Source organism: Micromonospora sp. Mcm103, assembly GCF_024519755.1.
GTDB lineage: Bacteria > Actinomycetota > Actinomycetes > Mycobacteriales > Micromonosporaceae > Micromonospora > Micromonospora aurantiaca.
Genome location: NZ_JALJRJ010000053.1, coordinates 1 through 1,572, shown reverse-complemented (window position 1 = coordinate 1,572; position 1,572 = coordinate 1). Strand labels below are relative to the sequence as shown.

At 71.7% G+C, this 1,572-nt stretch carries 1 protein-coding gene; it reads right to left on the bottom strand.

Annotation, left to right across the window (positions count from 1 at the left end; all coding sequences use genetic code 11):
• The coding region (locus OC439_RS30130; RefSeq protein ID WP_262016377.1) for a condensation domain-containing protein at positions 1–1,572 on the bottom strand (1,572 nt) is incomplete at both ends.

The window sequence follows — 1,572 nt, the reverse complement described above, 5'->3', positions numbered from 1 at the left end:
TCCAACACCAACCGATACATCGACGCCAAACGCTCAGCATGCCCCCGAGACAGCACCGAGGTACGGGTCTTGAGCGTGAGACCGCCGTTGGAGGTGGTGACGGTCAGCGCGAACTCGTTGGTGCCGGAGCCGAAGCCCGCGGCAAGGTCGATCTGCTCCGCGTCGAGGTTGTGGAAGTCCTGGTAGTTGAAGATGACGTCGACGAGCCGGCCGGAGCCACCGGCCAACCGGGCCACCCCGGCCAGCGGGTACCGGCGGTGCGGCCACAGGGCAACCTCGGCGTCGAACACCGCGCGGACGAGCTGCCGCCAGGTGCGGGCGGTCCGGTCGTACGGGATCGGCAGCGTGTTGAGAAACATGCCGTGCACCCGGTCGGCGCCGAGCACCTCGAGGCGGGTGTCGCAGACCAGCCCGGCGTGGAAGGCCGGCTCGTTGGTGAGCTGGCTGAGCACCTTGAGGTGGGCTGCGAGCAGCACGCTCTTGACCGAGGTCCGCGAGCTCATGGCGAGCGCGCGCAGCGGCGCCTCCAGATCCATCGCGGGCACGGTGAGCTGATAGGCCTCGTCGGCCACGGTCTGGTCGCCCCAGCTCGCGGGCAGGCGGAACGGCGCGCGGTCGTCGACGACCGCCTGCCAGAACGCCCGGTGCTGCGGGGACTCCAGCGCGGCGAGTTCAGCGGCGACCGAGTCGGCGAACCGTACCCCGGGAGTCTCCGCCGGCGCCGGGGTGACACCGTCACGCAGCGCCCGGTAGCACTCGACGAGATCCATGAGCATCTCGTGCTGGCTCCAGCCCTCCGTGATCATGTGCGACCGGGACAGCGCGAGCCACCAGCCGTCGTCGGCGACCAGCGCGCCGATCCGCAGCTGCGGCACCGCGGCCGGGTCGATCGGCCGGGACTGCTCGCGGGCGACGTGGTCGCGCAGGGCCGCGTCGACCGCCTCGGCGTCCAACCCGCGCAGGTCCTGGACGCTGACCGGCGCCTCAGCCTTCTCATGCACCAACTGAAGCGGGATCGAGTACGTCGACAGGTCGAACGACGTGCGCAGCGCCTCGTGCCGGGCGCAGACCGTGCGTACAGCGGCCCGCAGCGCCTCGACGTCGAACGGCGCGTCGTCGATCACCTTGTAGCCGCCGGTGCTGTGGTAGTGCGGCGAATCGCCAGCCTCCAACTCGAACAGCATGCCGGCCTGCGCCTGGAGCAGCGGGTACACGTCCACGACCCCGTCCGGCACCCGCCGCCGATCCGCCGCGCCGACCAGCGCAAACGGTGCGGTGGCCTGGTGCGGCTCGGCGGGCGCCGTACGGCTGCCGATCAACTCGGCGAGCTCGGCGACCGTACGCCGCTCGAACACATCGGTGACCGAGACGTCGTGTCCGGCCGCGCGGACCGCACCCACCAGCGCGATCGCGCGGATCGAGTCGCCGCCGACGTCGAAGAACGAGTCCTCGACGCCGGCCTGCGGCAGGTCCAGCACCTGCGCCCAGACCAGCGCGAGCTGCTGCTCCAGCGGGGTGCGCGGCGCGACGTACTCGCCGGCGGTGCGTAGGTGGGTGCCGTCGGGGGCGGGT